35 protein-coding genes and 1 other annotated feature are annotated in these 23979 nt (G+C 38.1%); of the genes, 20 read left to right on the top strand and 15 right to left on the bottom strand.

Going from position 1 to position 23979, the window contains the following annotated elements:
- Window positions 1–27 precede the first annotated feature (27 nt).
- On the top strand, window positions 28–633 hold the full coding sequence (locus AB9L17_RS16160; protein WP_068983546.1) for a superoxide dismutase: 606 nt from the start codon (window positions 28–30) through the stop codon (window positions 631–633).
- 80 nt (window positions 634–713) lie between these two features.
- On the opposite strand, the gene AB9L17_RS16155 is transcribed toward AB9L17_RS16160, so the two are convergent.
- The 9 genes from AB9L17_RS16155 to AB9L17_RS16115 all read right to left on the bottom strand — a co-directional run bounded on the left by AB9L17_RS16155 (window position 714) and on the right by AB9L17_RS16115 (window position 2651).
- Complete coding sequence (locus AB9L17_RS16155; RefSeq protein WP_375199460.1) at window positions 714–968, bottom strand: hypothetical protein; 255 nt, start codon at window positions 966–968, stop codon at window positions 714–716.
- Window positions 965–1132, bottom strand: coding sequence for a hypothetical protein (locus AB9L17_RS16150; RefSeq protein ID WP_375199459.1), 168 nt, complete (start codon window positions 1130–1132; stop codon window positions 965–967). The genes AB9L17_RS16155 and AB9L17_RS16150 overlap by 4 nt, the downstream gene beginning before the upstream one ends.
- A complete protein-coding gene (locus AB9L17_RS16145) occupies window positions 1129–1296 on the bottom strand; it encodes a hypothetical protein (RefSeq protein ID WP_375199458.1) in 168 nt (55 codons plus the stop codon). The genes AB9L17_RS16150 and AB9L17_RS16145 overlap by 4 nt, the downstream gene beginning before the upstream one ends.
- Window positions 1293–1502: a hypothetical protein gene (locus tag AB9L17_RS16140; RefSeq protein WP_375199457.1), complete on the bottom strand. Its 210-nt coding sequence runs from the start codon at window positions 1500–1502 to the stop codon at window positions 1293–1295. The genes AB9L17_RS16145 and AB9L17_RS16140 overlap by 4 nt, the downstream gene beginning before the upstream one ends.
- Window positions 1503–1660: 158 nt before the next feature.
- On the bottom strand, window positions 1661–1828 hold the full coding sequence (locus AB9L17_RS16135) for a hypothetical protein (protein ID WP_375199456.1): 168 nt from the start codon (window positions 1826–1828) through the stop codon (window positions 1661–1663).
- Window positions 1804–2139 (bottom strand): hypothetical protein, encoded by a 336-nt coding sequence (locus AB9L17_RS16130; protein ID WP_375199455.1) that lies wholly within the window; start codon window positions 2137–2139, stop codon window positions 1804–1806. The genes AB9L17_RS16135 and AB9L17_RS16130 overlap by 25 nt, the downstream gene beginning before the upstream one ends.
- Window positions 2136–2303, bottom strand: coding sequence for a hypothetical protein (locus tag AB9L17_RS16125; protein ID WP_375199454.1), 168 nt, complete (start codon window positions 2301–2303; stop codon window positions 2136–2138). The genes AB9L17_RS16130 and AB9L17_RS16125 overlap by 4 nt, the downstream gene beginning before the upstream one ends.
- On the bottom strand, window positions 2239–2385 hold the full coding sequence (locus AB9L17_RS16120) for a hypothetical protein (protein ID WP_375199453.1): 147 nt from the start codon (window positions 2383–2385) through the stop codon (window positions 2239–2241). The genes AB9L17_RS16125 and AB9L17_RS16120 overlap by 65 nt, the downstream gene beginning before the upstream one ends.
- Window positions 2382–2651: a hypothetical protein gene (locus AB9L17_RS16115; RefSeq protein ID WP_375199452.1), complete on the bottom strand. Its 270-nt coding sequence runs from the start codon at window positions 2649–2651 to the stop codon at window positions 2382–2384. The genes AB9L17_RS16120 and AB9L17_RS16115 overlap by 4 nt, the downstream gene beginning before the upstream one ends.
- A 170-nt stretch (window positions 2652–2821) precedes the next feature.
- Here AB9L17_RS16115 and AB9L17_RS16110 point away from each other — a divergent pair, with 170 nt between their 5' ends.
- On the top strand, window positions 2822–5023 hold the full coding sequence (locus AB9L17_RS16110) for a peptidoglycan D,D-transpeptidase FtsI family protein (RefSeq protein WP_068983544.1): 2202 nt from the start codon (window positions 2822–2824) through the stop codon (window positions 5021–5023).
- 130 nt (window positions 5024–5153) lie between these two features.
- Here AB9L17_RS16110 and AB9L17_RS16105 read toward each other — a convergent pair whose 3' ends face one another.
- Window positions 5154–5348, bottom strand: coding sequence for a hypothetical protein (locus AB9L17_RS16105; protein ID WP_254660117.1), 195 nt, complete (start codon window positions 5346–5348; stop codon window positions 5154–5156).
- Window positions 5349–5426: 78 nt separating this feature from the next.
- Between AB9L17_RS16105 and AB9L17_RS16100 the strand changes: the two genes are divergently transcribed.
- The 12 genes from AB9L17_RS16100 to AB9L17_RS16045 all read left to right on the top strand — a co-directional run bounded on the left by AB9L17_RS16100 (window position 5427) and on the right by AB9L17_RS16045 (window position 15888).
- Window positions 5427–5780 (top strand): hypothetical protein, encoded by a 354-nt coding sequence (locus AB9L17_RS16100; RefSeq protein WP_375199451.1) that lies wholly within the window; start codon window positions 5427–5429, stop codon window positions 5778–5780.
- Entirely contained in the window at window positions 5780–6010 is a 231-nt protein-coding gene (locus AB9L17_RS16095; RefSeq protein WP_375199450.1) for a hypothetical protein, read from the top strand. The genes AB9L17_RS16100 and AB9L17_RS16095 overlap by 1 nt, the downstream gene beginning before the upstream one ends.
- Window positions 6010–6378 (top strand): hypothetical protein, encoded by a 369-nt coding sequence (locus tag AB9L17_RS16090; RefSeq protein ID WP_375199449.1) that lies wholly within the window; start codon window positions 6010–6012, stop codon window positions 6376–6378. The genes AB9L17_RS16095 and AB9L17_RS16090 overlap by 1 nt, the downstream gene beginning before the upstream one ends.
- Before the next feature lie 326 nt (window positions 6379–6704).
- Window positions 6705–7679, top strand: a complete 975-nt coding sequence (locus AB9L17_RS16085) for a PstS family phosphate ABC transporter substrate-binding protein (protein WP_375200805.1) — start codon at window positions 6705–6707, stop codon at window positions 7677–7679.
- Between the two features lie 64 nt (window positions 7680–7743).
- Entirely contained in the window at window positions 7744–8691 is a 948-nt protein-coding gene (gene pstC / locus AB9L17_RS16080) for a phosphate ABC transporter permease subunit PstC (RefSeq protein WP_068983541.1), read from the top strand.
- 1 nt (window position 8692) lies between these two features.
- Window positions 8693–9571 carry a phosphate ABC transporter permease PstA gene (pstA, locus tag AB9L17_RS16075; protein ID WP_068983540.1) on the top strand — a complete coding sequence of 293 codons (879 nt, stop codon included), beginning with the start codon at window positions 8693–8695 and terminating at the stop codon, window positions 9569–9571.
- Between the two features lie 60 nt (window positions 9572–9631).
- A complete protein-coding gene (pstB, locus tag AB9L17_RS16070) occupies window positions 9632–10417 on the top strand; it encodes a phosphate ABC transporter ATP-binding protein PstB (RefSeq protein ID WP_068984056.1) in 786 nt (261 codons plus the stop codon).
- Between the two features lie 13 nt (window positions 10418–10430).
- Complete coding sequence (gene phoU, locus AB9L17_RS16065; RefSeq protein WP_375199448.1) at window positions 10431–11090, top strand: phosphate signaling complex protein PhoU; 660 nt, start codon at window positions 10431–10433, stop codon at window positions 11088–11090.
- A 186-nt stretch (window positions 11091–11276) separates the two neighbouring features.
- Entirely contained in the window at window positions 11277–12149 is an 873-nt protein-coding gene (locus AB9L17_RS16060; RefSeq protein ID WP_068983538.1) for a hypothetical protein, read from the top strand.
- A gap of 71 nt (window positions 12150–12220) precedes the next feature.
- Window positions 12221–13303 (top strand): mechanosensitive ion channel family protein, encoded by a 1083-nt coding sequence (locus AB9L17_RS16055; protein ID WP_068983537.1) that lies wholly within the window; start codon window positions 12221–12223, stop codon window positions 13301–13303.
- 25 nt (window positions 13304–13328) lie between these two features.
- Window positions 13329–13822 (top strand) — a binding site (T-box leader).
- A gap of 111 nt (window positions 13823–13933) precedes the next feature.
- The gene (gene trpE / locus AB9L17_RS16050) at window positions 13934–15319 is read left to right on the top strand and encodes an anthranilate synthase component I (protein ID WP_375199447.1); all 1386 of its coding nucleotides are present in this window, start codon (window positions 13934–13936) and stop codon (window positions 15317–15319) included.
- A complete protein-coding gene (locus AB9L17_RS16045) occupies window positions 15316–15888 on the top strand; it encodes an anthranilate synthase component II (RefSeq protein ID WP_068983535.1) in 573 nt (190 codons plus the stop codon). Before trpE ends, AB9L17_RS16045 begins: the two co-directional genes overlap by 4 nt.
- A gap of 112 nt (window positions 15889–16000) precedes the next feature.
- On the opposite strand, the gene AB9L17_RS16040 is transcribed toward AB9L17_RS16045, so the two are convergent.
- The gene (locus tag AB9L17_RS16040) at window positions 16001–16498 is read right to left on the bottom strand and encodes a hypothetical protein (RefSeq protein WP_068983534.1); all 498 of its coding nucleotides are present in this window, start codon (window positions 16496–16498) and stop codon (window positions 16001–16003) included.
- A gap of 3 nt (window positions 16499–16501) precedes the next feature.
- Window positions 16502–16942, bottom strand: coding sequence for a hypothetical protein (locus AB9L17_RS16035; protein WP_375199446.1), 441 nt, complete (start codon window positions 16940–16942; stop codon window positions 16502–16504).
- A gap of 160 nt (window positions 16943–17102) precedes the next feature.
- Between AB9L17_RS16035 and rpmG the strand changes: the two genes are divergently transcribed.
- The 4 genes from rpmG (at window position 17103) to AB9L17_RS16015 (ending at window position 20290) form a co-directional block, all read left to right on the top strand.
- Complete coding sequence (gene rpmG, locus AB9L17_RS16030; RefSeq protein ID WP_008408521.1) at window positions 17103–17252, top strand: 50S ribosomal protein L33; 150 nt, start codon at window positions 17103–17105, stop codon at window positions 17250–17252.
- 66 nt (window positions 17253–17318) lie between these two features.
- On the top strand, window positions 17319–17903 hold the full coding sequence (locus AB9L17_RS16025) for a 5-formyltetrahydrofolate cyclo-ligase (protein WP_068983532.1): 585 nt from the start codon (window positions 17319–17321) through the stop codon (window positions 17901–17903).
- A 1-nt stretch (window position 17904) separates the two neighbouring features.
- The gene (locus tag AB9L17_RS16020) at window positions 17905–18114 is read left to right on the top strand and encodes a YqgQ family protein (protein WP_068983531.1); all 210 of its coding nucleotides are present in this window, start codon (window positions 17905–17907) and stop codon (window positions 18112–18114) included.
- Between the two features lie 280 nt (window positions 18115–18394).
- Window positions 18395–20290 (top strand): LTA synthase family protein, encoded by a 1896-nt coding sequence (locus tag AB9L17_RS16015; RefSeq protein ID WP_068983530.1) that lies wholly within the window; start codon window positions 18395–18397, stop codon window positions 20288–20290.
- Window positions 20291–20642: 352 nt separating this feature from the next.
- On the opposite strand, the gene AB9L17_RS16010 is transcribed toward AB9L17_RS16015, so the two are convergent.
- Complete coding sequence (locus tag AB9L17_RS16010; protein WP_068983529.1) at window positions 20643–20822, bottom strand: DUF2759 domain-containing protein; 180 nt, start codon at window positions 20820–20822, stop codon at window positions 20643–20645.
- A 169-nt stretch (window positions 20823–20991) separates the two neighbouring features.
- On the opposite strand from AB9L17_RS16010, the gene AB9L17_RS16005 reads away from it, so the two are divergent.
- Window positions 20992–21636: an MBL fold metallo-hydrolase gene (locus AB9L17_RS16005; RefSeq protein ID WP_375199445.1), complete on the top strand. Its 645-nt coding sequence runs from the start codon at window positions 20992–20994 to the stop codon at window positions 21634–21636.
- Between the two features lie 189 nt (window positions 21637–21825).
- Here the strand turns inward: AB9L17_RS16005 and AB9L17_RS16000 are convergent, their stop codons facing one another.
- Together AB9L17_RS16000 and AB9L17_RS15995 are read right to left on the bottom strand one after the other, a co-directional pair.
- Window positions 21826–22068, bottom strand: a complete 243-nt coding sequence (locus AB9L17_RS16000; protein ID WP_024361272.1) for a DUF2626 family protein — start codon at window positions 22066–22068, stop codon at window positions 21826–21828.
- Between the two features lie 118 nt (window positions 22069–22186).
- Window positions 22187–22897, bottom strand: coding sequence for a helix-turn-helix transcriptional regulator (locus AB9L17_RS15995; protein ID WP_068983527.1), 711 nt, complete (start codon window positions 22895–22897; stop codon window positions 22187–22189).
- 699 nt (window positions 22898–23596) lie between these two features.
- On the opposite strand from AB9L17_RS15995, the gene AB9L17_RS15990 reads away from it, so the two are divergent.
- A complete protein-coding gene (locus tag AB9L17_RS15990; RefSeq protein WP_068983526.1) occupies window positions 23597–23845 on the top strand; it encodes an ATPase, T2SS/T4P/T4SS family in 249 nt (82 codons plus the stop codon).
- Window positions 23846–23979 lie beyond the last annotated feature (134 nt).

The following is a 23979-nucleotide window of genomic DNA, read 5'->3' as shown; positions in this document are numbered from 1 at the left end:
TTCTTTATTTTAGGGAGGAACTTAATAATGGCTTATGAATTACCACAATTAACTTACGCTTATGACGCATTAGAACCACATATCGATGCAAAAACAATGGAAATTCACCACTCAAAACACCACAATACTTATGTAACAAATTTAAACGCAGCAGTAGAAGGCACTGAATTTGCTGAAAAAGGTATTAACGATCTTATTGCAAACATTGATGCTCTTCCAGCTGACAAACAAACTGCAGTACGTAACAATGGTGGTGGACATGCTAACCATACATTATTCTGGGAAGTAATCGCTCCAGAAGGTTCAAATACTCCAGTTGGCGAAGTTGCAAAAGCAATCGATGCTAAATTCGGTTCTTTCGATGCTTTCAAAGAAGAATTTGCAAAAGCTGCTACAACTCGCTTCGGTTCAGGTTGGGCTTGGTTAATCGTTGATGGTGACTCAGTTGCTGTTACATCTACTCCAAACCAAGACTCACCAATTATGGAAGGTAAAACGCCAATCCTAGGATTAGACGTTTGGGAGCATGCTTACTACTTAAACTACCAAAACCGTCGTCCAGATTACATCGGTGCATTCTGGAACGTAGTAAACTGGGATGTAGTAGAAGCTAAATTCCAAGCTGCAAAATAATTTATATTCTCCGGCAAATGTCACGGATTCGGCTTTGTGCAACCACAAGCGTTATCCGGACGCAATTATGCCGAAAAAGGCTATGTCAGGTGATGAATCACCTCGGCATAGCCTTTTTTACTGTTTTCTTTTAGGAGTAGTAGAAAAAGTGACGGATAAGACCCTCCGAAGAGACGGATAGAATAGTCAAAGTCGTGGATAGAAGCGTCAAAGTCGTGGATAGAACAGCAAAAAACGTGGATAGCCGCGGCAAAGTGACGGAAAGAAAGGTCAAAGTGACGGAAAGAAGAGGCGAAGTGACGGATAGAAGTCAGAGCGATGGAAAGAAAGGTCAAAGTGACGGAAAGAAGAGCCGAAGCGACGGAAAGAAGAGGCGAAGTGACGGATAGAAGTCAGAGCGATGGAAAGAAAGGTCAAAGTGACGGATAGAACCGGCGAAGCGACGGAAAGAAGAGGCGAAGTGACGGATAGAAGTCAGAGCGATGGAAAGAAAGGTCAAAGTGACGGATAGAACCGGCAAAGCGACGGAAAGAAGAGCCGAAGCGACGGATGGAAATCAGAGTGACGGAAAGAAAGGTCAAAGTGACGGATAGAACCGGCAAAGCGACGGAAAGAAGAGGCGAAGTGACGGATAGAAGTCAGAGCGACGGAAAGAAAGGTCAAAGTGACGGAAAGAACCGGCGAAGCGACAGAAAGAAGAGGCGAAGTGACGGATAGAAGTCAGATCGACGGAAAGAAAGGCCAAAGCGACGGAAAGAAAGGTCAAAGTGACGGATAGAACCGGCGAAGCGACGGAAAGAAGAGGCAAAGTGACGGATAGAACCGGCAAAGCGACGGAAAGAAGCCAGAGCGACGGAAAGAAAGGTCAAAGTGACGGATAGAACCGTCAAAGCGACGGAAAGAAGAGCCGAAGCGACGGATAGAAGTCAGAGCGACGGAAAGAAGAGGCGAAGTGACGGATAGAAGTCAGATCGAAGGAAAGAAAGGCCAAAGCGACGGAAAGAAGAGCCGAAGTGACGGATAGAAGTCAGAGCGACGGAAAGAAAGGCCGAAGCGACGGAAAGAAGAGGCGAAGTGATGGATGGAAATCAGAGCGACGGAAAGAAAGGTCAAAGTGACGGATAGAACCGGCAAAGCGACGGAAAGAAGAGGCGAAGTGACGGATAGAAGTCAGATCGAAGGAAAGAAAGGCCAAAGTGACGGAAAGAAGAGCCGAAGTGACGGATAGAAGTCAAAGCGACGGATAGAACCAGCAAAGAGACGGAAAGAAAGGTCAAAGCGACGGATAGAACCGGCAAAGTGACGGAAAGAAGAGGCGAAGTGACGGATAGAATAGACAAAGTCGTGGATAGAACCGTCAAAGTCGTGGATAGAACAGCCAAAAACGTGGATAGCCGCGGCAAAGTGACGGAAAGAAAGGTCAAAGTGACGGAAAGAAGAGCCGAAGCGACGGAAAGAAGAGGCGAAGTGACGGATAGAAGTCAGAGCGATGGAAAGAAAGGTCAAAGTGACGGATAGAACCGGCGAAGCGACGGAAAGAAGAGGCGAAGTGACGGATAGAAGTCAGAGCGATGGAAAGAAAGGTCAAAGTGACGGATAGAACCGTCAAAGCGACGGAAAGAAGAGCCGAAGCGACGGATGGAAATCAGAGTGACGGAAAGAAAGGTCAAAGTGACGGATAGAACCGGCAAAGCGACGGAAAGAAGAGGCGAAGTGACGGATAGAAGTCAGAGCGACGGAAAGAAAGGTCAAAGTGACGGAAAGAACCGGCGAAGCGACAGAAAGAAGAGGCGAAGTGACGGATAGAAGTCAGATCGACGGAAAGAAAGGCCAAAGCGACGGAAAGAAAGGTCAAAGTGAAGGATAGAACCGGCAAAGCGACGGATAGAATAGACAAAGTCGTGGATAGAACCGTCAAAGTCGTGGATAGAACAGCCAAAAACGTGGATAGCCGCGACAGAGCGACGGAAAGAAAGGTCAGAGCGACAGATAGAACCCCAAAAACGATGGGGAAGCATATCTTTTTCGAGCTATTGATAAGAAACAGAAACTTTTTATCGTAAAGTGCCGTCAAATAAATGGTGTTTTCAATCATGAATTCGCAAGTGCATGCTTTCCTGTCGTACCTTCGAATGGTATACTAAGTATCGTGTATTTAAAATGTAATTAGATGAGGAGGGGAATACATATGCGCAAAGCACCAGGGAAAAATCGCGCGACGAGTGTTAAAGCAAAACATCACTCTAATTTAACATTTCGTATGAATGTCCTTTTCTTTGCAATATTTATCTTATTTTCGATGTTAATTTTCAGGCTTGGCTATATGCAAATCGTAAAAGGGGAAGACTATGTACGTGTTTTAGAGCGTACAGAAGAAGTACCTGTCAATACAAGTGTGCCAAGGGGAAGAATGTATGATCGTAACGGACGTATTTTAGTGGATAACCAACCAGAAAATGCGATTACATATACGAAAATGCAGTCTACAACAACGGAGGAAATGCTGGATATAGCTCAAAAGCTGGCACAATTGATTGAACAGCCAACAAACCGTGTCACTTTACGTGATAAACAGGATTTTTGGATTTTAAAAAATCATGATGCTGCCTATGCAAAGGTAACAGAGGCAGAGAAAAAGAAAATTGGAGCACAAGAAAATATTACGACAAGTGAAACCAATGCACAGATTGATAAGCTTGTACGTGAACGAATTACACACGAAGAAATAACGCAATTGACAGAGGCTGATTTAGAAGTATTAGCAATCTATCGAGAGATGGTATCAGGCTATAACTTATCACCGCAAATTATTAAGAGTGAAAATGTTTCTGCCGACGAATTTGCACGTGTCTCTGAGCGATTATCTGAATTACCAGGTGTCAACACAACGACAGACTGGAAGCGTGTGAAATTATCATCACTCGGTATTTTAGGGCGCACAACCGTACCAACAAAAGGTATTCCAAAGGAAAACCTGAATTATTATTTAGCTCGTGATTATTCACGAAATGATCGTGTTGGCGAAAGTTATATTGAAGCGCAATATGAAGAATTACTACAAGGACAAAAAGCGGTTGTAAAAAATATTACGAATAAAAAAGGGCAAGTAGTTGACACCGTTACGACATATGAAGGTGAGCCTGGTAAGGATTTAGTTTTAACACTGGATAGTGAATTACAGGCTGAAACAGAAAAAATTGTCGAAGAAGAGTTGCTTAAATTAAAAGCACGTTCTGGCTCACAATTATTAGATCGTGCCTTTTTAGTCATGATGAACCCAAATACAGGCGATGTTTTATCAATGACTGGTAAGAAGATTGAAAAAAATCCTGAAACAGGGAAAAATGAAGTCGTCGATTTTTCGTATGGTACCTTTACCACAGCTTATGAGTCAGGTTCTGCAGTTAAAGCAGCAACCTTACTAACTGGTTATCAATTAGGAGCCATAACACCAAACACTGTACTAGGAGATGAACCAATCCATTTATTAAATACGCCAGTGAAACAATCCATTTTTAATCATGGTGGTTATATTTCAATGGATGGTTTAAGCGCACTTGAGCGATCTTCAAATGTTTATATGTTTAAAACAGCTTTGCTAATTAATGGGACACCGTATAGCTACAAGATGCCATTACGTCTAAAGGACGATACATTCCCAAAAATGCGTAATTCTTATGCACAATTCGGGTTAGGTGTAAATACAGGGATTGATTTACCAAATGAATTTAGCGGCGTGCAAGGTCCATCTGGTCCAACTTATGGGGGGAAAGTACTTGACTTAGCGATTGGACAATATGATACGTATACACCATTACAATTGGCACAGTATATCTCAACAATCGCCAATGGTGGCTATCGCATTCAGCCACATGTTGTCAAAGAGGTGCGTGAGCCATCAAAAGATGGGCAACAGTTAGGACAATTAGTAACTGAAATAGGTCCAACTGTTTTAAATCAAATTGATAATACACCGGAAGAAATCGACTATGTGAAACGAGGATTGCGTCGAGTTTATACAGGTTCAAAAGGTACTGCACGACATGAATTTGCAAATGCTCCATATACAGCGGCAGGGAAAACAGGAACAGCTGAGGTAGTGTATTTCGGACCGTTAAAAGAGTATTATGGTACGGAAGCACTTACTCTTACACATGTTGGTTTTGCTCCTTATGAAAATCCTGAAATTGCCTATGCTGTTGTCATTCCATGGGCAACAACAACACGTGGGCATTTGACAAATAATAACGTTATCGCTAGACGTTCTGTCGATAAATATTTTGAGTTAAAAGCAAAATATGAAACTGAGAAAGTAACAGAGAGTAATGTAAAACAACCAATTTTACCAGCAATCACAAAAGAAAAAATTGGTGAAGATGAGCAAAAATAATAGAAACCGCTAGTGCATGAAAATGCCTAGCGGTTTTTTTACAGTTTCAGAGAATACCCGAGAACAAAAAACACGGTATGAAATCAATTTCATACCGTGTTTTTTGTATTTCTATATAATAGAAGACTTATTATACAGATAATTGTTGAATAGCAATTTCAAATTGTTGCTTCGGTTTTTCTCCATATAGCTCTATATTATTACAGAAATAAGACTCTACCATAAAATCAATGGCTTCCTGCAGAGTAAATTCCCGATGATCCATAACAAGTGTTAAATACGTTTTAAAGTAATCGGCATTTTGTACTTTTGCATGCTTAATCACAAAGTCAAACTCCTCTTAGAATATTTCCTGACACAATTGCTTATTATAGCATCTTTCCAATAGGAAGCAAGTTTATTCATGCAACAAATGTTTTCTGTGCGAAAGCGTAGTGTAAACGCAGCGACAGCAGCAAATGTCTTCTGTGCGAAAGCGCAGTGCAAAGGCAGCGACAGCAGCAAATGTTTTCTGTGCGAAAGCGTAGTGCAAAGGCAGCGACAGCAGCAAATGTCTTCTGTGCGAAAGCGCAGTGCAAACGCAGCGACAGCAGCAAATGTTTTCTGTGCGAAAGCGCAGTGCAAACGCAGCGACAGCAACAAATGTTTTCTGTGCGAAAGCGCAGTGCAAAGGCAGCGACAGCAGCAAATGTTTTCTGTGCGAAAGCGTAGTGCAAAGGCAGCGACAGCAGCAAATGTCTTCTGTGCGAAAGCGTAGTGCAAACGCAGCGACAGCAACAAATGTCTTCTGTGCGAAAGCGCAGTGCAAACGCAGCGACAGCAGCAAATGTCTTCTGTGCGAAAGCGCAGTGCAAACGCAGCGACAGCAGCAAATGTTTTCTGTGCGAAAGCGTAGTGCAAACGCAGCGACAGCAGCAAATGTTTTCTGTGCGAAAGCGTAGTGCAAAGGCAGCGACAGCAACAAATGTTTTCTGTGCGAAAGCGTAGTGCAAACGCAGCGACAGCAGCAAATGTTTTCTGTGCGAAAGCGCAGTGCAAACGCAGCGACAGCAACAAATGTTTTCTGTGCGAAAGCGCAGTGCAAAGGCAGCGACAGCAGCAAATGTTTTCTGTGCGAAAGCGTAGTGCAAAGGCAGCGACAGCAGCAAATGTCTTCTGTGCGAAAGCGTAGTGCAAACGCAGCGACAGCAACAAATGTCTTCTGTGCGAAAGCGCAGTGCAAACGCAGCGACAGCAGCAAATGTCTTCTGTGCGAAAGCGCAGTGCAAACGCAGCGACAGCAGCAAATGTTTTCTGTGCGAAAGCGTAGTGCAAACGCAGCGACAGCAGCAAATGTTTTCTGTGCGAAAGCGTAGTGCAAAGGCAGCGACAGCAACAAATGTTTTCTGTGCGAAAGCGTAGTGCAAACGCAGCGACAGCAGCAAATGTTTTCTGTGCGAAAGCGCAGTGCAAACGCAGCGACAGCAACAAATGTTTTCTGTGCGAAAGCAAAGCGTCAGAGGCAATTACGCCAAGGCGAAAATTGATTGCAATTGTAAATTCATCTTTACAATCGTTTACAAAGCATTACATTCCTTTACGTCTCTTTTACGAACCGTTTATACGACTTCAACAATCAGTCATTATAGTAAAGGTTGTAAGACAAATAACTATAAAAATGTTAGTGACGGAGGCAAATGAGATGAAAAAGTGGAAGTACTTAACGATGACAGCGGTAATGGGTTCAGCATTAATGCTTGGTGCATGCGGAAGCGACTCAGCGCAAAATGGTAACAATGCAGAAACAAACGCACCAGCGAGCTCAGGACAAGACGCTGCTGACGAAAAACTGCAAGGAGCTGTAGCTGGAGATGGTTCATCAACAGTAGCACCAATTATTGAAGCAGTTGTTGAAGAGTATGCAGGAACTCAACCAGATGTCAAAGTATCGGTAGGTGTTTCTGGTACTGGTGGTGGTTTTGAAAAATTCATCGCAGGTGAGACAGACTTTTCTAATGCATCTCGTCCAGTAAAAGATGAAGAGAAAGCAAAACTAGATGAAGCAGGAATTGATTTTACACAGCTTCCTATAGCATATGATGGCTTATCCGTAGTCGTGAATCCTGAAAACGATTGGGCGAAGGATTTAACAGTCGAACAATTAAAGAAAATTTGGGTTGAGGATGGTAAAGAGAAAAAATGGTCTGATATCGATCCATCTTGGCCAGATGAAAAAATCGTGTATTACTCACCAGGTACTGACTCAGGCACGTACGATTACTTTGATGAAGTGATTTTAGACGGTGCGGATCTAGCAAAATCAGCAACATTATCAGAGGATGATAATATGCTAGTTCAAGGTGTAGCAGGTGACAAAAATGCAATCGGCTTCTTCGGCTATGCTTACTACCTAGAAAATAAAGATAAATTAAGCGTTGTGAAAGTAAATGGTGTTGAGCCAACAAATGAAACAATCGAAGCTGGTGAATATTCGCCACTTTCACGCGAATTATACACATATGTGAAAAATAGTGCGATGAAAGATAACGCAGCCGCATATGATTTCGTCAAATTCACACTTGAACACGCGGGAGATATGGCAGAAGCAGTTGGTTATGTCAGTCTACCTGAAGAAAAATATACAGAAGCTTTAAAAACTTTAGAAGGCTTAAAATAAGTAGACATGCATAGAGGGGAAGAGATGTATGCTCTTTCCCTCACTTATTTGAAAGGAGTACCCAATGGTTTCTCAAAAAGAAAACAAGACAACATCTGTGCAGCAATTAATTGCAAATTCGCGCAATCATAAATCAAAGAAAATAGTGGAAAAAGCAATGCCAGCTCTATTATTTTCTGCAGCTCTTATCTCTATCTTGACGACATTTGGCATTGTTTTCACCCTTATTTTTGAAACGTTTGAATTTTTCAAACGTGTTCCGATTACGGATTTCCTATTTGGTACAGAATGGTTACCATTTTCAGGAAATGAACCATTGTTCGGGATTTTACCATTAATTGCGGGAACATTGAAAGTTACCTTAATTGCTGTTGTCGTTGCAGTACCATTTGGGATTGCTTCAGCAATATATTTAAGTGAGTATGCAAGCGAAAAAGTAAGACGTATTGTTAAGCCTATATTAGAGATATTAGCAGGTGTACCAACAATCGTTTATGGCTTCTTTGCATTAACGTTCGTAACACCGTTGTTACAGCAAATTATTCCAGAACTAAAACTTTTTAATGCACTTAGTCCAGGTATTGTTGTTGGTATTATGATTTTACCGATGATTACGTCACTTTCCGAGGATGCTATGTCATCTGTTCCAAATAGTATGCGTGAAGGAGCTCTAGCTCTTGGTGCAACAAAGTTTGAGGTTGCTATAAAAGTAGTATTACCAGCCGCTTTATCGGGCATTGTCGCTTCAGTTGTTCTCGCCATTTCCCGGGCAATAGGAGAAACGATGATCGTATCATTGGCAGGAGGCGCTACACCTAAACTTGATTTAAATGTGACAGACTCGATTCAAACGATGACTGCGTATATTGTACAAGTTGCAACAGGCGATGCTGGTTATGGTACAACAATTTATTATTCTATTTATTCAGTTGGCTTCACATTATTTATCTTTACTTTAGTGATGAATTTACTCGCTCAATATATTTCGAAACGCTTCAGGGAGGTTTACTAGCATGCGCTATATTGATGACACGGTCGTCATGAAAAGAATGACAAAGCGTATTACATTCAATAAAATTTGGAAAGCTTTATTTTTCCTAGCAACGACCTTTGCATTAGTGACACTAGCTGTTTTGCTTTATCGTATTGTGACGCAGGGTGTCGACTATTTAACAATCGATTTTTTAACAAATTTTGCTTCGCGTTTTGCAGATAAAGCGGGCATAAAAGCGGCTCTAGTAGGTTCACTTTGGCTGATGGCAGTTGTTGCACCAGTGTCCATTATTTTAGGTGTAGGAACAGCAATTTATTTAGAGGAATATGCGAAGAAAAATAAACTAAATGACTTTATTCGTTTGAATATTTCTAACTTAGCAGGTGTGCCTTCCATTGTTTTTGGTTTACTGGGGTTAACAATTTTCGTTCGAATGATGGGACTAGGAAAAAGTGTTTTAGCAGCTGGCTTAACAATGAGTTTATTAATTTTGCCAGTTATTATCGTTGCGGCACAGGAGGCAATTCGTGCAGTACCGAATGAACAACGAGAAGCTTCTTATGGTATGGGCGCGACGAAATGGCAAACGATTGTGCATGTGGTGTTACCAGCGGCCATTCCAGGGATTTTAACGGGGAGTATATTAGCCTTGTCTCGTGCAATTGGTGAAACGGCACCACTTGTTGTGATTGGGATTCCAGTTATTTTACAGTTTTTACCTAATGGTTTATTAAGCCAATTCACTGCTTTACCAATGCAAATATATGATTGGGCAAAACGCCCGCAAGAGGAATTTCAACATGTAGCGGCAGCCGGTATTTTAGTACTTATGACAGTACTTTTACTGATGAACTCTATTGCCATCTTTATTCGAAATAAATTCCAAAAACGTTATTAATGAGGTGACCTTATGGTACTAGATTTTAAACAGGAAAAATCAGTTGTCAAAACGAATCATATGGCGACAAAGCCTTCAGCTGATGTTGCTAAAAAAGTTGTATATGATACACGTAATTTAAATTTATGGTATGGCGATCATCATGGTTTAAAAGATATTAATTTAAGCATCTATGAAAATGAAGTAACAGCTATAATTGGCCCTTCTGGCTGTGGGAAATCTACCTATTTAAAAACGTTAAATCGAATGGTAGAGCTTGTACCAAGTGTTCGAACATCAGGAGAAATAATATATCGTGAGCGCAATATTTTAGATAAAAGCTATACTGTTGAGGAATTACGTACTCGTGTAGGGATGGTATTCCAGAAGCCAAATCCATTCCCGAAGTCTATTTACGATAATATTGCTTATGGTCCACGTATCCATGGCATAAAAAATAAGAAGATTCTTGATGAAATTGTTGAAAAATCTTTACGCGGTGCAGCCATTTGGGATGAAGTAAAGGATCGCTTAAATCAAAATGCATACGGTTTATCAGGTGGTCAGCAACAACGTATTTGTATCGCGCGTTGTTTAGCGATTGAACCAGATGTTATTTTAATGGATGAGCCAACATCCGCACTTGATCCAATTTCTACATTAAAAGTCGAGGAGCTTGTACAAGAGCTGAAAAAAGATTATTCAATTATTATCGTGACACATAATATGCAACAAGCAGCACGAATTTCCGACCGTACAGCATTTTTCCTAAGCGGAGAGGTTGTTGAATACGATAAAACAGACGTTATCTTCCAAACACCAGCGGATCAACGTACTGAAGATTATATTTCAGGTCGATTCGGCTAAGGAGGAGCAGAAGATGGTTGTACGTGAACGTTTTGAACAGGAATTAAAAGAAGTTCAAGCGCAATTTATCGACATTGCTACTAGTAGTATCAATGCTCTTAAATTGGCATTTGAAGCATTAGTAGAGCAGGATTTAGAGAAATCCTTAAAGATTCTTGAAGACGACTTAATCATTAATCGTCTTGAAGAAGAAATCAATGATCATGTTATTTTAATAATCGCTAAGCAGCAACCTGTAGCTACAGATTTACGTCGTCTCATGGTGCTTGTCAAAGCGGCATCGGATATGGAAAGAGTAGGGGACTATGCGGTTAATATTGCCAAAGAGACGATTCGTATTGGAAAAGAACCACTTGTCTTTCCTATAACAAATTTGCAAACGATGTGTAACAAGACGATAGAAATGTTAGAAAGTATTTTAAAAGCCTTTACGGATGAAGATACGGCTCGTGCCAAGGAAATTGCAGAACTAGATGATTACGTCGATGATTTATATGGAGCGACAGTAACGCTATTGCTTCGTGCAGGTGCTGAAAATCCAGCACATATTTCTCAAATAACACACTTAACATTTGTTTGCCGCTATTTAGAACGCTCAGCTGACCATGCAACAAATATTGCTGAACACTTATTCTACTTAATCAAAGGCAAACATTACGAATTGAATAATTAGTAGGAGAAGAGCCGTTGACAAGCTCTTCTCTTTTTTACTGTCATGATGATGTAAAGGTATAGGATAACAGCAACATTGTTGATGAAAATAGCGTCAAATACTACAGGCATAATTGTATTGTCAAAAAAAAATTTTGGTTATACTATAGACATTATCCAAAAAAACGTGCTTTGGAGGTGTTGCTTCGTGAAAGACGCTGTAGAATCACTTATAGAGAAATTTGCTCTGGCACTCACGTCAGAACAACATGACTTTTTACGTTTTCTCTATGATCACTTACATCTTGAAGAATTAAATGACAAGGAACAACGTATCTTTATTGATTATTTTTACAAGAGTGAAACATTGCGAAACATGGCAGCATTTGCACTTGAATTGGAAGATATCATGCGTGAAATGTGTGAAAACATACCAGCTATTGAGCAAGCTGAACGATTGATCAACGGAAAAGAGCAGCGTTTGTATTATGAGCGAAAGTGGCAGATAGCTAGACGACAAAAGCTAAAGTATCAAATAACTAAAAAAGGAAATATCCTGTATGTTCCGTTTGATGAATACAAAAAAGAACTAGGTCCAATCATTATATGTCTTGAACAAACTACGGGTATGGCAGCATATTCGGATCTTTGCAAAAGTATGATTTTACCATTTTTCATGATTGCGCACCGTGAAGGGCGAGATTTATATATCGTTCCATATGACTGTCAAATTCATGTACATTATCGATTTGAAAACGGTCATTTAAATTTATGTGATTTTAAGGATTTTATTGAATACAAAGCAAAGGGAGAAGCAGCAATTCTGCCCGTGCTTCATTTTGTAAAAGGCTTGCTACAAGAAAATCAACATTGTACAGAAGCGGATATTATCATTTTTACAGAAGGAACTCCTATTGATGGTCAGCATCTCGTTGGAAAGCAAGCGAAAACCATACTTGATGAGATGAAGCGTAAGTATTATGCTGAATTTTTGGTGATTGCCATGCATGAACAAAAATTTAATGAACAGCAGTTTTGGTTTGCCAACAAGGCTTTTTTTGCGGATGATGCTATTCAATAAAAAAGGAGTTGATCATCATTGTTGATCGGCTCCTTTTCTGTGAGTATACATAGTAGTTAAAGGAGAAAAACATGGATTCATTGAAATGGTTACTACCAAATATTTCAGCACCAACGTGGATGGACGTTATTATTGCAGTTGCTATTTGCGTCGTTGGTTGGCTTTTTCAGCAACTTGTTATAAAGAAAATTATTAATCGTCTTGTTGCATTTTTAAGAAATCGTCAGCGAGAGTTTCAGGCAATAGTGCTAGAACAATTTAATAAAGAGATTCGCTATGCATTTATGTCAGCTGTCATTGTACTCAGCTTAACCATATTATTAGAAGAAAATTTATTTACAAATGCAGTGACAAAGAATTTTGTATTGTCCATTATTGTTTTCTTTGCCTTTAAAGGTGTATATGATGTTTTACATTTTTATACAAAACAGCCTTTGCAGTTGAATAGTGAAGAAGAACCAAACGTCCTATTACCGTTTTTTCTACGCGTAGGAAAAGTGCTTATTATGATAGCGGCGATGTTTACGATTGCTTCTTTCTGGAATTTTAACTTGAATGGCTTTTTAACAGGGATTGGCTTAACGGGAGTAGCCATCGCCTTTGGTATACGTGATACTTTAGCACATGTTTTTGGTGGGATGTCAGTTGCATTAGATAATCCGTTTCAGATTGGCGACTGGATAGCGACAGAAGATCAAAAAATTGATGGAACTATTGAAGATATTAATCTTCGAAGTACCTTAATTCAAACGGGTGATAAAGGACTTGTTTATGTCCCGAACTCCTATTTAGTCAATCGGCCAATCTATAATTTATCTAGACGAGAAAAACGAAAATGTGAACAATTTTTATTCGTAGCTGCTGAAAATAAAGAAGAAAAATTACGGAGTGCTTTAAGTGCTATTCAAAAGGAAATATATTTGCATACAGCTACAGAAAAAGAGTTGATCCATGTATTTATAGATGAATTTTATCCAACCTCTTATCGTATTCTTGTGCGTTTTTATGTGGCGACAAATGATACTGCAGTGATGTTAAGTACGAAACAGGATATATTATTTGCTATTCGTCAAATATTTGAGGAACTAAATATTGAGCTAGCAGCTCCGGCTGAAGATGAATGGCTTCATAGTAAAAAAAATTTGAATTGTTAATTTATTTATTTTACAATGAAAATAGTAATCAGCTTAGATGAAGAGTAGTAGCTATTATTTTTTGTTATAGAGAGCTAGTGGCAGGTGGAAACTAGTACAAATGAATGGTGAATGGACTTCGGAGCTCTAATCCTGAAAAAGAGTATGGATTAGCGTTTGCCTACGTTATAAGGTACAAAGTGGGTCTTTTAGCTTTTTTTAGTGGATGTTTAAACATCTGATGAAAGAAGTTTATGCCTCTGGTGGATGTCACATAATCGGACAGTAGTTAATAAAGGATGTTAGTCTAAAATCATCGCATCCATGCGATAACGGCTAACTGGCCTGCATCAGTGCTGTGTTGCCGCTGCCGCTACGCTTTCGCACAAAAAACATTTGTTGCTGCCGCTACGTTAGCACTACGCTTTCGCACAAAAAACATTTGCAGGCCTCAGCACAAAGCCGATTGCGGACGCAATTATACCGGGCATAATTGATTAAGACCAATGAAGGTGGCACCACGGCTTTTCCGTCCTTTTGTGATGGGAAGGTCTTTTTATTTTTTTATTTCTTTATTCAATAGTAATGTTTCTACCCTATAGAATAAAGATTTGGTGTAGTAGAGCAGAGCATAGAGAAGGAGAGAAGAGAATGACAGTTGAGCTTAGAAAGTTTGCTATGAAGGTATTACAGGGTGATATGATGACGCCAATTTCCGTCTATCAATCGCTTGAAGGGAAACATAAGATGCTTTTTGAATCGTCTGCCAAACATGAAGAAAGTGGACGTTATTCATTTATTGCCGTCAATCCAGTTGCGGAATTGATGGGAGATAAGGGTGGATATACTTTTACCAAAGATGGAGAAAGTGAAAAAGCGAGTGAAAATGTACTCACTAAATTAAAGCAGGTTATGCCATTCCATGAGGACCAATATCCTTTCGCCTTTTTTGGAGGAGCGATTGGTTTCTTTGGATACGAAACGGCCTTTTATGCAGAGAAAATAGGAGAATTTTTGCAGGATGATTTAGAAATGCCAGATGTTCATGTCTTCTTCTATGATACATTTGTTGTTTTTGATCATGTAAAGCAAGATGTGACGTTAGCGGCCATTGATTTATTTGATGAAGAGCGCTCTCTTGACGCAATGGAAGTGGTTATTTCTAAGATGGAGGAACAGCTTTATGCTGGTAAAACATTCGACGCCATGTCACTGGGAGAGCTCAATTTCAAGCCGATGATTGAAAAAGAAGATTTTGTAGCAATGGTTGACCGCGCTAAACAGTATATTCGTAAGGGTGACATTTTCCAAATTGTCTTATCACAACGTTTCACCTCACCATTTACAGGGAATCCTTTTGATTTATACCGTCAGTTGCGTACATCAAATCCGTCACCATATATGTTCTATATGGATTTTGGAACGTATATCATTTTAGGAACGTCTCCTGAAAGTCTTGTGAAGGTGAAGGAGCGAATGGTCACGACAAATCCAATCGCAGGAACAAAGCCTAGAGGCAAAACAGTGGAACAGGATAAAGCGATTGCGGAAGGTTTACTCAATGATGAAAAAGAAATTGCTGAACATCGGATGTTAGTGGATTTAGGTCGTAATGATCTTGGACGAATTGCAAAAGTCGGTACAGTGAAGCTTGTAAAATATATGAATATTGAGCGTTATAAACATGTTATGCATATTGTATCAGAGGTTATCGGTGAATTACGTGATGATGTACATGTTTTGGATGTCCTCAGAGCCTGCTTGCCTGCAGGTACAGTATCAGGTGCACCAAAAATTCGTGCTATGCAGCTAATCAATGAGCTAGAACCCGTAAAACGTGGTGTCTATGCAGGAGCAGTAGGCTATATTTCCACTACAGGGGATATGGATTTAGCTCTAGCCATTCGTACCATGGTTATTAAGGATCATCGTGCACATGTTCAGGCAGGGGCTGGTATTGTGTATGATTCTGTGCCATGGTCTGAATATGAGGAAACACTCAATAAAGCTCGCGCGTTATTGGAGGTGAAAAAATGATTTTACTGATCGATAACTATGATTCATTCACATATAATTTATTTCAGCAAATAAGTATGCTAGGGAAAGACGTAGAAGTAGTACGTAATGATGAAATTTCAATAGAGGAAATTAAAAAAATGCAACCAGAAGCTATTATTTTATCGCCTGGCCCAGGTACGCCAACTGATGCAGGGATAACAGTGGATGTTGTCAAAGAGCTTTACACGAAATTTCCAATTTTGGGCATTTGTCTTGGGCACCAATCGATAGGGCAGGCTTTTGGCAGCAGCATCGTTCAAGCTAACCATATTATGCATGGGAAATTATCTACAATTCAATATAAAAAAACAGATTTATTTGCTCAGTTAGACGGTAAAATCGAAGTAATGCGCTATCATTCTCTCATCATTGAGCAAAGCACGTTACATGAGGATTTCACTATTTTAGCAACCTCCAGTGATGATGGTGAAATTATGGCGATTCGACATAAATATTATCCACTTTTTGGGCTACAATTTCATCCAGAATCCATTGGAACGAAAGAGGGCAGCAAGATGATGCAAGCCTTCTTAGAACAAATTTCATAAACTAAACAAAATAGGCTGTCATCAAAAATCAGGAGTTGTGATTTTTGGATGACAGCCATTTATTATGAAGAATAGTAATATTTAAGCTCTCTTTCACTAAGAGATCATGTTATCACTTTTTCCCTGTAATCAATTTTGCAATTTCCTCTAAAGACATTGAAGAATTGACTTCGTAGGAACCAATTTGTAAGCTTCGAGCATATTTAGGGTTTGCAAGTATCAGTTCCATTTCAACACTATTGGCAATAATGTCACCATCTTCAAGCTTTTGCGCCACAATATATGGTGTAATGCCGCTGTAAATTTGAAGTGTCATAGTGGTAACGTTGGTTGCCGGGGCGTCTGCTGATTCATGATTGTCTTTAGCTTTTGTTTCAGGTGCATCTGTCTTCTGAGTGTTTTCCTTTGGAGCTTGCTTTACTTGTTCCTTTAACAATGCAATTTCTTTATTTGCCTGTTCGAGCTTTTTTTGCAGCTCCTCTACATTTTCCTCGCCTGAGGAAGCTTTAGTTGGTAGACCAATTTGAAGATCGAAACGAGTTGCTAAAGCAAGTATTGCTCCTACAAGAAAAAGTGCAATGCCAAATGCACGAATAGAGGAATTATTCATGTATTACCGACCTCCATTTGCAATCACTTGTTGCACTTGCTCTTCTGATAAATTTGAGCGAATACTTATATCGGCTACCGAAAGACCTTGCTTATTTAATTCAAGCACCTGACTAACGATAATTTGATGAATATTTTTTGTTTGTGGTGCTCCTTGTCCAGCTTTTGATGCTTGAGCGGCTTGTTGTACGGCCTGTATCACTTGTTGCACCTTTGGATCTGGCATGTTATTTTGGACTGAATTTGATTTAACCTGGAATTCAGGCTCTAATAACAGCTCCTCCTCAACAATTTTTAGACGACGTTTTAAATTATTTGTTTCTTGAAAAATAGAGATGGAAAGCTCTTCTACATCTTGTTCGACTTTTTTCGCGTTATTTTTGAAAAAGAACGACACGATGATTAGAAGAATTCCAACAATCATAAGTATGATGGATAAATCCAAAAGTTTCACCTCATTAAGTTATGTAATTATAAGGTATTTTACCATAAGCAAACTTAATATGAAATGAAGGTGGATTTTTTTTTAGTTTGTGTTATAATAGGTAAGTCGTATAAATCATGCTCAAAATTTAAATTCTTGATATAGAGTGGGAGGGTTAATGATGCGCGTAAACATTACTTTAGCTTGCACAGATTGCGGCGAACGTAACTACATTTCTAAAAAGAACAAGCGTAACAATCCAGAGCGTCTTGAACTTAAAAAATATTGCTCTCGCGAGAAGAAATACACTCTTCACCGTGAAACTAAGTAATCGCTCATTAAGCCAAAACCACAAGTGGTTTTGGCTTTTTACATATTGATAGGAGGATAGCTTGGTATGGATAAAACAACTTTACGAAACGAGGTAAGGGGAGCTCTCGCAAAAATGAGTGAAGCGGCTTACCAAGACCGATCTTTTATTGTCGCAAAAAATGTGCTACAAGAACCATATATAATAGAAGCAAATACAATCGGCATTACCATTTCTAATAAGCCAGAAGTCGACACAATTCATTTAATTGAAGAATTGTGGCAACTTGGTAAAAAAGTCGCTGTTCCTAAATGCAACCCAAAAACAAGAGAAATGACATTTTATGCTATTGATTCGTTTGCACAGCTAGAAACTGTTTATATGCATTTGCGTGAGCCAATTCCAGAAAAATGTGAGTTTGTTGACGCAAATGAAATGGATGTCATACTTGTTCCGGGAGTTGTTTTTGATAAGTTTGGCTATCGCATAGGTTATGGCGGTGGTTATTATGATCGCTATGTATTAAACTATAGCAAAGGTAAGCTAGTATCGCTGTTATTTGATGAGCAGCTATATGAACAAGTACCTACAGACGCACACGATTGCCCAGTAGATATCATTGTGACACCGACTAAACGTATTGACTGTGTAACACAACGAGGAGCGAACTAAAATGGATAAGATGTTAGATATTTATGAATTATTAAAAACATATGGCACTTTTATTTATACAAGAGATCCTATTGGTGATTTGATGTTAATGGAGGATGAAATTCGTGAGTTGTATAAAGCGAATGTACTAGATATTAAAGATTACCAAATGGCATTGTTACTAATTCGACAAGAAACAACAAAACTTCGTATGAAAGAGAATAATCAATAATGTTTTAAATATAATTCCTTTGGGGTATTGTAAAAATAATGTAACATGTATGTAATATTCTAAGAGACAGTGGGTTTCCACTGTTTTTATGATTTTGCGAAACTTTTTACAAACAAAGACGTATATATAAATATCTAACGTGTAGACGAGCAAGCAGAATGGCTTTCCAAAATATATCTGTTGCGCATCTGTAAAAAAAAGATTAAGATATATGTTGTTTCAGTAACAAATTATTAACATTATTATTTTTTCGTTTTAAAAAGTAGGGAGGATGTTAGGAATGAAATCAATTAAGTGGCCTAAACATTCATTTATGATACTAGCAATTGTAGCAACTTGGATAAAAACGGTCATTGTTTATCACACAAGCTTTGATATGAAAATCGAAAATGCAATGCAACAATTTATTTTGTTTATTAATCCATTGAGCTTCTTGCTGTTTGCTTATGGTTTAGCGTTATTCTTTAAATCTTCAAAAGCTAAAAACCGTTATATTATTACAGTCAGTGTTCTTTTATCAATTGTCTTATACGGAAATGTGGCATTCTATCGTTTCTACAATGACTTTATTACGCTACCGGTATTATTCCAAACAAGTAACTTTAGTGATTTAGGAACTTCCGTTTCAGCGATTGTAAACCCTTGGGATGTATTATATTTCATCGACGTACTTATTTTAATTTTAGCTAATAAATATTGGCCAAGAATGAAAACAATAGTGAAAGTTAACGTGGAATTCCGTCGTGCGTACTTCGTATTAGCAGTTGCTATGACTTTCTTAAACTTAGGATTAGCAGAAATTGAACGTCCACAATTGTTGACTCGAAGCTTTGACCGTGAATTACTTGTGAAAAACATTGGGACTTATAACTACCATCTGTATGATATTTATATTCAATCTAAATCTTCTGCTCAACGTGCATTAGCGGACGGCAGTGAATTAGTAGAAGTGAACAACTATATTCGATCTAATCAAGCAGCGGTTAACCCTGAAATGTTTGGAAAGTACAAGGATCGTAATTTAATTGTTGTGTCAATGGAATCGTTACAAAACTTTGTGATTAATAACCAGATGGATGGTCATGAAATTACACCATTCTTAAACTCTTTAACAAAAGATAAAGATACGTTTTATTTCAGCAACTTCTATCACCAAACTGGATTAGGGAAAACTTCTGACTCAGAGTTTATTGTAGAAAACTCATTGTTTGGCTTAGGTCGTGGTGCGGTATTCTTCACACACGGTGGAAATACGTATAACTCAATGGCTGAGCGCCTTGGAGAAAATGGTTACTATACGAATGTCATGCACCCGAATAATAAATCATTCTGGAATCGTGACATGATGTATCAATCATTAAAAGTTGATAAATTCTATGATGTAGATTCATATAAAGTTAACGAAGGCGAAGCTGTTAACTGGGGTATGAAAGATACTCCATTCTTAGAGCAATCAGCAGCTTTAATGAAAGATATGCCACAGCCATTCTATTCTCGTCTAATTACATTAACGAACCACTATCCATTTACTTTGGATCCTGAAGATGTCATGATTCCTGAATACACTTCAAACTCAGGTACATTAAATCGTTACTTCCAAACAGTTCGTTATATGGATGAAGCACTTAAAGACTTCTTCCAAAGTTTAAAGGATCAAGGAGTTTATGATAACTCAATTATCGTAATGTATGGTGACCATTATGGTATTTCAGAAAACCACAACAAAGCGATGGCTCAATATTTAGGAAAAGAAAGCATTACACCATTTGATAATGCAATGCTACAAGAAGTACCTTTATTCATCCATATTCCAGGAGCGGGTGATGGTAAAGAAATGACAGAAGTGTCTGGACAAATGGATTTACGTCCAACAATTCTACACCTTCTTGGTATTGAAACTTCAAAAGATATGCAACTTGGTGCTGACTTATTCTCACCAGAGCATGAAGATTTCGTTATTTTCCGTGACGGTCGTTTTGTAACAGATAAATATGTTTATGCTGGTGAAGCTTGCTATGACAAAGCTACTGGTGAAGAAATTGATGGCGAGCCATGTCAGCCATACGCTGATCGGGCGACGACAGAATTAGAAAATTCCGATGCTATCATTAACGGTGATTTGCTTCGCTTCTATGATGAAAAGACAGGTAACTTGAAGCAAGAAGCAGTCGAATAATAAAAAAGAGATCTCACTAAACATGAGATCTCTTTTTTATGGTTCTATATCAAATGTTGGAGTGAGGCAAAATGTTCTATCATCGTTTAAAGGGTACAATCCGTCATATTACGGGTATCCTATAGAACCCTCTTGTTTACCCCTAAAGAGGAGTATATGGAAAAGATTTGCATGTAACAGGAGTATACGTCAAATTGAAGTTTAATGCGTTCAGAGAGCCTAATAAAACAGCTCAGAGGGAAGTCGTTATCGCTTAGGGTTAAAATAGGAGAATTTAAATCAAAATAGACAATACGACAGAAAGAAAAAGAGCAGTCTCGGAATGCAGACTGCTCTTGTTTCTGTCTAAATCTTAGTGTAATTTTGGTGGGTATCCACTATTAATGACTGTCATAATTACAAACCAACCGAAGACAGCCGCACTTAACAAGTTGAAAACAACACTTAAAAGGTTCTTTTCTTTAATTGCTTGGAATGTACCAATTACAGCTAAAATCGCTACTAGACCAAAAATAACCATTAATAAGTTCATTAAAAATTGACACTCCTTTCGACATCAGAAAATGAATGTCGTAAACAATATTCCTCCTTAATTGTAAACGTTCCACCTGTTTTTGTCGAGAACTAATATAGCGAAAACTATGAACATTTATCGTCAAATTGTGGCAAAGGCTGTATAATATAAAATTGAGGTGATGTCAATGATGAACGTACGAAGTTATTCGCTTGGACCTATCCAAACGAATTGTTATATCGTATCGAATAAAGAAAAGGAATGTTTAATATTTGATCCCGGAGAGGAAGCAGATCGAATCATCAAGACTATTCGTAGTAACGGTTTGAAGCCATCAGCCATTTTTTTGACACATGCACATTTTGATCATATTGGTGCTGTAGATGCTGTCCGAGAAGCTTTTAATGTTCCAGTATGGATTCATGAAAAGGAAGTTAGCTGGTTAGGAGATCCAACAAAAAATGGCTCTAGTAAATACGCAGCATTACCAGATTATATTGTCGCTGCACCGGCTGAAGAAAATATTATTAAAGAAGAACAGCTATTTGAAATAAGTAATTTTAGTTTTAAAGCGATCTTTACACCAGGACATTCACCAGGTAGTATTTCGTATATATTTGAAAATGATGGCTTTGCTATTGTGGGGGATACGCTATTTGAGCAGGGTGTTGGACGTACAGACTTACTTGGAGGCTCAACGAAAATATTGCTTGCATCCATTCATGATAAGTTATTAACACTACCTGAGGATACTATTATTTACCCAGGCCATGGTAATTATACAACGGTCGGTGCAGAAATGGAGACAAATCCTTTTTTAAATGGTTTTTAAGCCTACAGTAACTTCATAAAATGCAAAAATCCCCTTAGCAATTCGTTGGATAGATAGAATAAACTAAATTCTAATCTATATAATCGCAAAGGGGATTTTACTATGCTCATCTATAGCTTCTGTATCTAATGAATAAATTCACATAAAAAAGCGTGTCTCACATTCGGTGAGATACGCTTTTTCTTTGTATTAATGACCGCCACCAGGCACGTGAATGAATGTTGTATAGTACGTGAAGCCAGCGAAGAATACAGTTAAATATGCTCCGAAAATGTACATGTACATACGTTCTGAAAGGTTTAAGAAGCCTAATAATAAGAATAAACCTGTATTACCTACGAATAATAGCGATACTTCGTTCATACCACCAAGGTAGAACATAACGGCGAAAATACCTGTCCAGAATGCCATAACTTTATACATATTATCCATGAAGATTTCCCCTCCTTTTGCCCACGACACAATAATCTCTTACTCATTATAAATGATATGAAAGGTATCTGTAAACTGGAACTTCCTCTTCTTTGTGACAAACAAATGGATTTTTAAATTAGCGATCGATTTCTGTCACGTTTATTTCATATTTACATAAATCGCAATTATGTATCATGCTTTCAATCTGTATGAATTCATTACTTGAAAATAATGCATCTAATTGTCCTTTTAAATAGGATTCATGTAAAGAACAAACAATTTCTGAATGGGAAGTAAGCTGCTCCTGGAATGGACAATTATAAATGGAGAATATCACTTTTTTACCATGCTCCGTTTGCTGTACTTGTGGAATATAACCAATTAATGCAGCATTGTCAGTTAATAGCTGAAGTTTTTGTTCGAAGGTAAGGGTATTATTTAATGTTAACTCAGCATTTACATAGTTCTTCATTTGTTGGTAACCATCTTGATAACTAATGTCCTGGCATTTTTCTAATGCAGATGGTCCAAATTCTTGAATTAATTGGATTGTCCATTTTAATAGTCGATCTTCATCACGTCTTGGAAACGTTAATGTTAAGCCTTTGTCAGAGGCTTTATAAACACGACCAGGTCGGCCACCTTTTCCAGTCTTAGCAAAATCAGCTATTATAATATTAATTTCCGTGAGCTTTGTTAAGTGTAGGCGTGCAACATTTGGATGTATGCCGAATTCATCAGCGATATTTTGGACCGTTACAGTTTTTTTCTCTTTCAGGATGTACTCGTAAATAGAGTATCTAGTTTCATCAGCTAAAGTACTAGTAATTTTTAATGGATGGATCATTTGCTTCACCTCAAGATAATTTTTTAAATAATAGCTCCTCTACCAAGTGTTAGGAAAAAATTCATGTTGATTCTATTATATTGTATTATTGAAAAAGAAACAGTTCCTTTTGACATAAATCTTAACTTTTTCATAGGATTATGTTCATTTTTAGTGAAATTTTGCACGTTATTCATGTTTTTATAGAAAAATTCCTATTTCATAGGAAATTTAACAGCAATTTTTTTCGAAAGAAAAGGTCTTTTTTCGTGGCGTATTCATACGAGAAAATAGGAAATTAAGAATAGATTGGTCAAATTTAGATGAACTAGAAGGGGGGATGCAGAATTTTGAAACTGCTGTTGAACAAATTTTTTTGCATAGAATATAGTAGTATAATTGAGTGAAGGAGCAGATGAGTAAGAAAGGAATATTAAAGATGAAAACAATCATTATGTTCCAGAAGCTTTAAAGTTTGCGCCAGCATAACAAAATTATTGATTCGTCTCGTTCATTAGTTTTTCGAATTCGGATTATGTTCGTTTTTAGGGAAAAATACATGTTATCCACATTTTGATAGCAAAAATCATAAATAATAGGGGAATCTATAGTAAATTTTTATTTTAAGAAAAGGGCTTTTCTCGTGACAGTTTCGTATCTATACTAGGAAATAACGAATAGAGCGGTCATATTCGATTGAACTAGAAGAGGGGTGCGAATATGCAGAATTTTGAAACGGTTGTTGAACAAAAATGCGAGCAACTTTTACTAAAGGCCTATAACTTTGGTGCATCAGATATATTATTAGTTCCGGAAAGTGTACATTATCGTATTTATTTTCGAAAATATGATCGGTTACTCCATGCAGGTGAGTTACCGCACGATCTTGCGGAACGAATGATTTCCTTCTATAAATTTTTAGCGGCATTAGATATTAGCGAGCGTCGTAAACCTCATCTGTATAATTAAAATATACTATTTAAAGTTAATATACGTAATATAAAGGATTTAATAAGATGTGCAACATTATATATCAAAAAACAAAAAACATTTCTTTGTAATCAAAGTAATGTTTTTAATTTGAGCAAAATACCTTATAGTTT

The organism is Lysinibacillus sp. RS11 (assembly GCF_042019215.1).
GTDB classification, from domain to species: Bacteria; Bacillota; Bacilli; order Bacillales_A; family Planococcaceae; genus Lysinibacillus; species Lysinibacillus xylanilyticus_A.
This window is presented reverse-complemented; position numbering and strand designations above follow the sequence as displayed.

What these genes read in the sequence shown, in the direction of transcription:
- AB9L17_RS16015 (WP_068983530.1), top strand. Translation starts at nt 18,395, where the DNA reads ATGAAATCAATTAAGTGGCCTAAACATTCATTTATGATACTAGCAATT.
- AB9L17_RS16115 (WP_375199452.1), bottom strand. Translation starts at nt 2,651, where the DNA reads ATGCTTCCCCATCGTTTTTGGGGTTCTATCTGTCGCTCTGACCTTTCT.
- pstC (WP_068983541.1), top strand. Translation starts at nt 7,744, where the DNA reads ATGGTTTCTCAAAAAGAAAACAAGACAACATCTGTGCAGCAATTAATT.
- AB9L17_RS16005 (WP_375199445.1), top strand. Translation starts at nt 20,992, where the DNA reads ATGATGAACGTACGAAGTTATTCGCTTGGACCTATCCAAACGAATTGT.
- AB9L17_RS15995 (WP_068983527.1), bottom strand. Translation starts at nt 22,897, where the DNA reads ATGATCCATCCATTAAAAATTACTAGTACTTTAGCTGATGAAACTAGA.
- trpE (WP_375199447.1), top strand. Translation starts at nt 13,934, where the DNA reads ATGACAGTTGAGCTTAGAAAGTTTGCTATGAAGGTATTACAGGGTGAT.
- AB9L17_RS16010 (WP_068983529.1), bottom strand. Translation starts at nt 20,822, where the DNA reads ATGAACTTATTAATGGTTATTTTTGGTCTAGTAGCGATTTTAGCTGTA.
- AB9L17_RS16085 (WP_375200805.1), top strand. Translation starts at nt 6,705, where the DNA reads ATGAAAAAGTGGAAGTACTTAACGATGACAGCGGTAATGGGTTCAGCA.
- AB9L17_RS15990 (WP_068983526.1), top strand. Translation starts at nt 23,597, where the DNA reads ATGCAGAATTTTGAAACGGTTGTTGAACAAAAATGCGAGCAACTTTTA.
- AB9L17_RS16045 (WP_068983535.1), top strand. Translation starts at nt 15,316, where the DNA reads ATGATTTTACTGATCGATAACTATGATTCATTCACATATAATTTATTT.
- AB9L17_RS16160 (WP_068983546.1), top strand. Translation starts at nt 28, where the DNA reads ATGGCTTATGAATTACCACAATTAACTTACGCTTATGACGCATTAGAA.
- pstA (WP_068983540.1), top strand. Translation starts at nt 8,693, where the DNA reads ATGCGCTATATTGATGACACGGTCGTCATGAAAAGAATGACAAAGCGT.
- pstB (WP_068984056.1), top strand. Translation starts at nt 9,632, where the DNA reads ATGGCGACAAAGCCTTCAGCTGATGTTGCTAAAAAAGTTGTATATGAT.
- AB9L17_RS16040 (WP_068983534.1), bottom strand. Translation starts at nt 16,498, where the DNA reads ATGAATAATTCCTCTATTCGTGCATTTGGCATTGCACTTTTTCTTGTA.
- AB9L17_RS16025 (WP_068983532.1), top strand. Translation starts at nt 17,319, where the DNA reads ATGGATAAAACAACTTTACGAAACGAGGTAAGGGGAGCTCTCGCAAAA.
- AB9L17_RS16020 (WP_068983531.1), top strand. Translation starts at nt 17,905, where the DNA reads ATGGATAAGATGTTAGATATTTATGAATTATTAAAAACATATGGCACT.
- AB9L17_RS16110 (WP_068983544.1), top strand. Translation starts at nt 2,822, where the DNA reads ATGCGCAAAGCACCAGGGAAAAATCGCGCGACGAGTGTTAAAGCAAAA.
- AB9L17_RS16000 (WP_024361272.1), bottom strand. Translation starts at nt 22,068, where the DNA reads ATGGATAATATGTATAAAGTTATGGCATTCTGGACAGGTATTTTCGCC.
- AB9L17_RS16055 (WP_068983537.1), top strand. Translation starts at nt 12,221, where the DNA reads ATGGATTCATTGAAATGGTTACTACCAAATATTTCAGCACCAACGTGG.
- rpmG (WP_008408521.1), top strand. Translation starts at nt 17,103, where the DNA reads ATGCGCGTAAACATTACTTTAGCTTGCACAGATTGCGGCGAACGTAAC.
- phoU (WP_375199448.1), top strand. Translation starts at nt 10,431, where the DNA reads ATGGTTGTACGTGAACGTTTTGAACAGGAATTAAAAGAAGTTCAAGCG.
- AB9L17_RS16100 (WP_375199451.1), top strand. Translation starts at nt 5,427, where the DNA reads ATGCAACAAATGTTTTCTGTGCGAAAGCGTAGTGTAAACGCAGCGACA.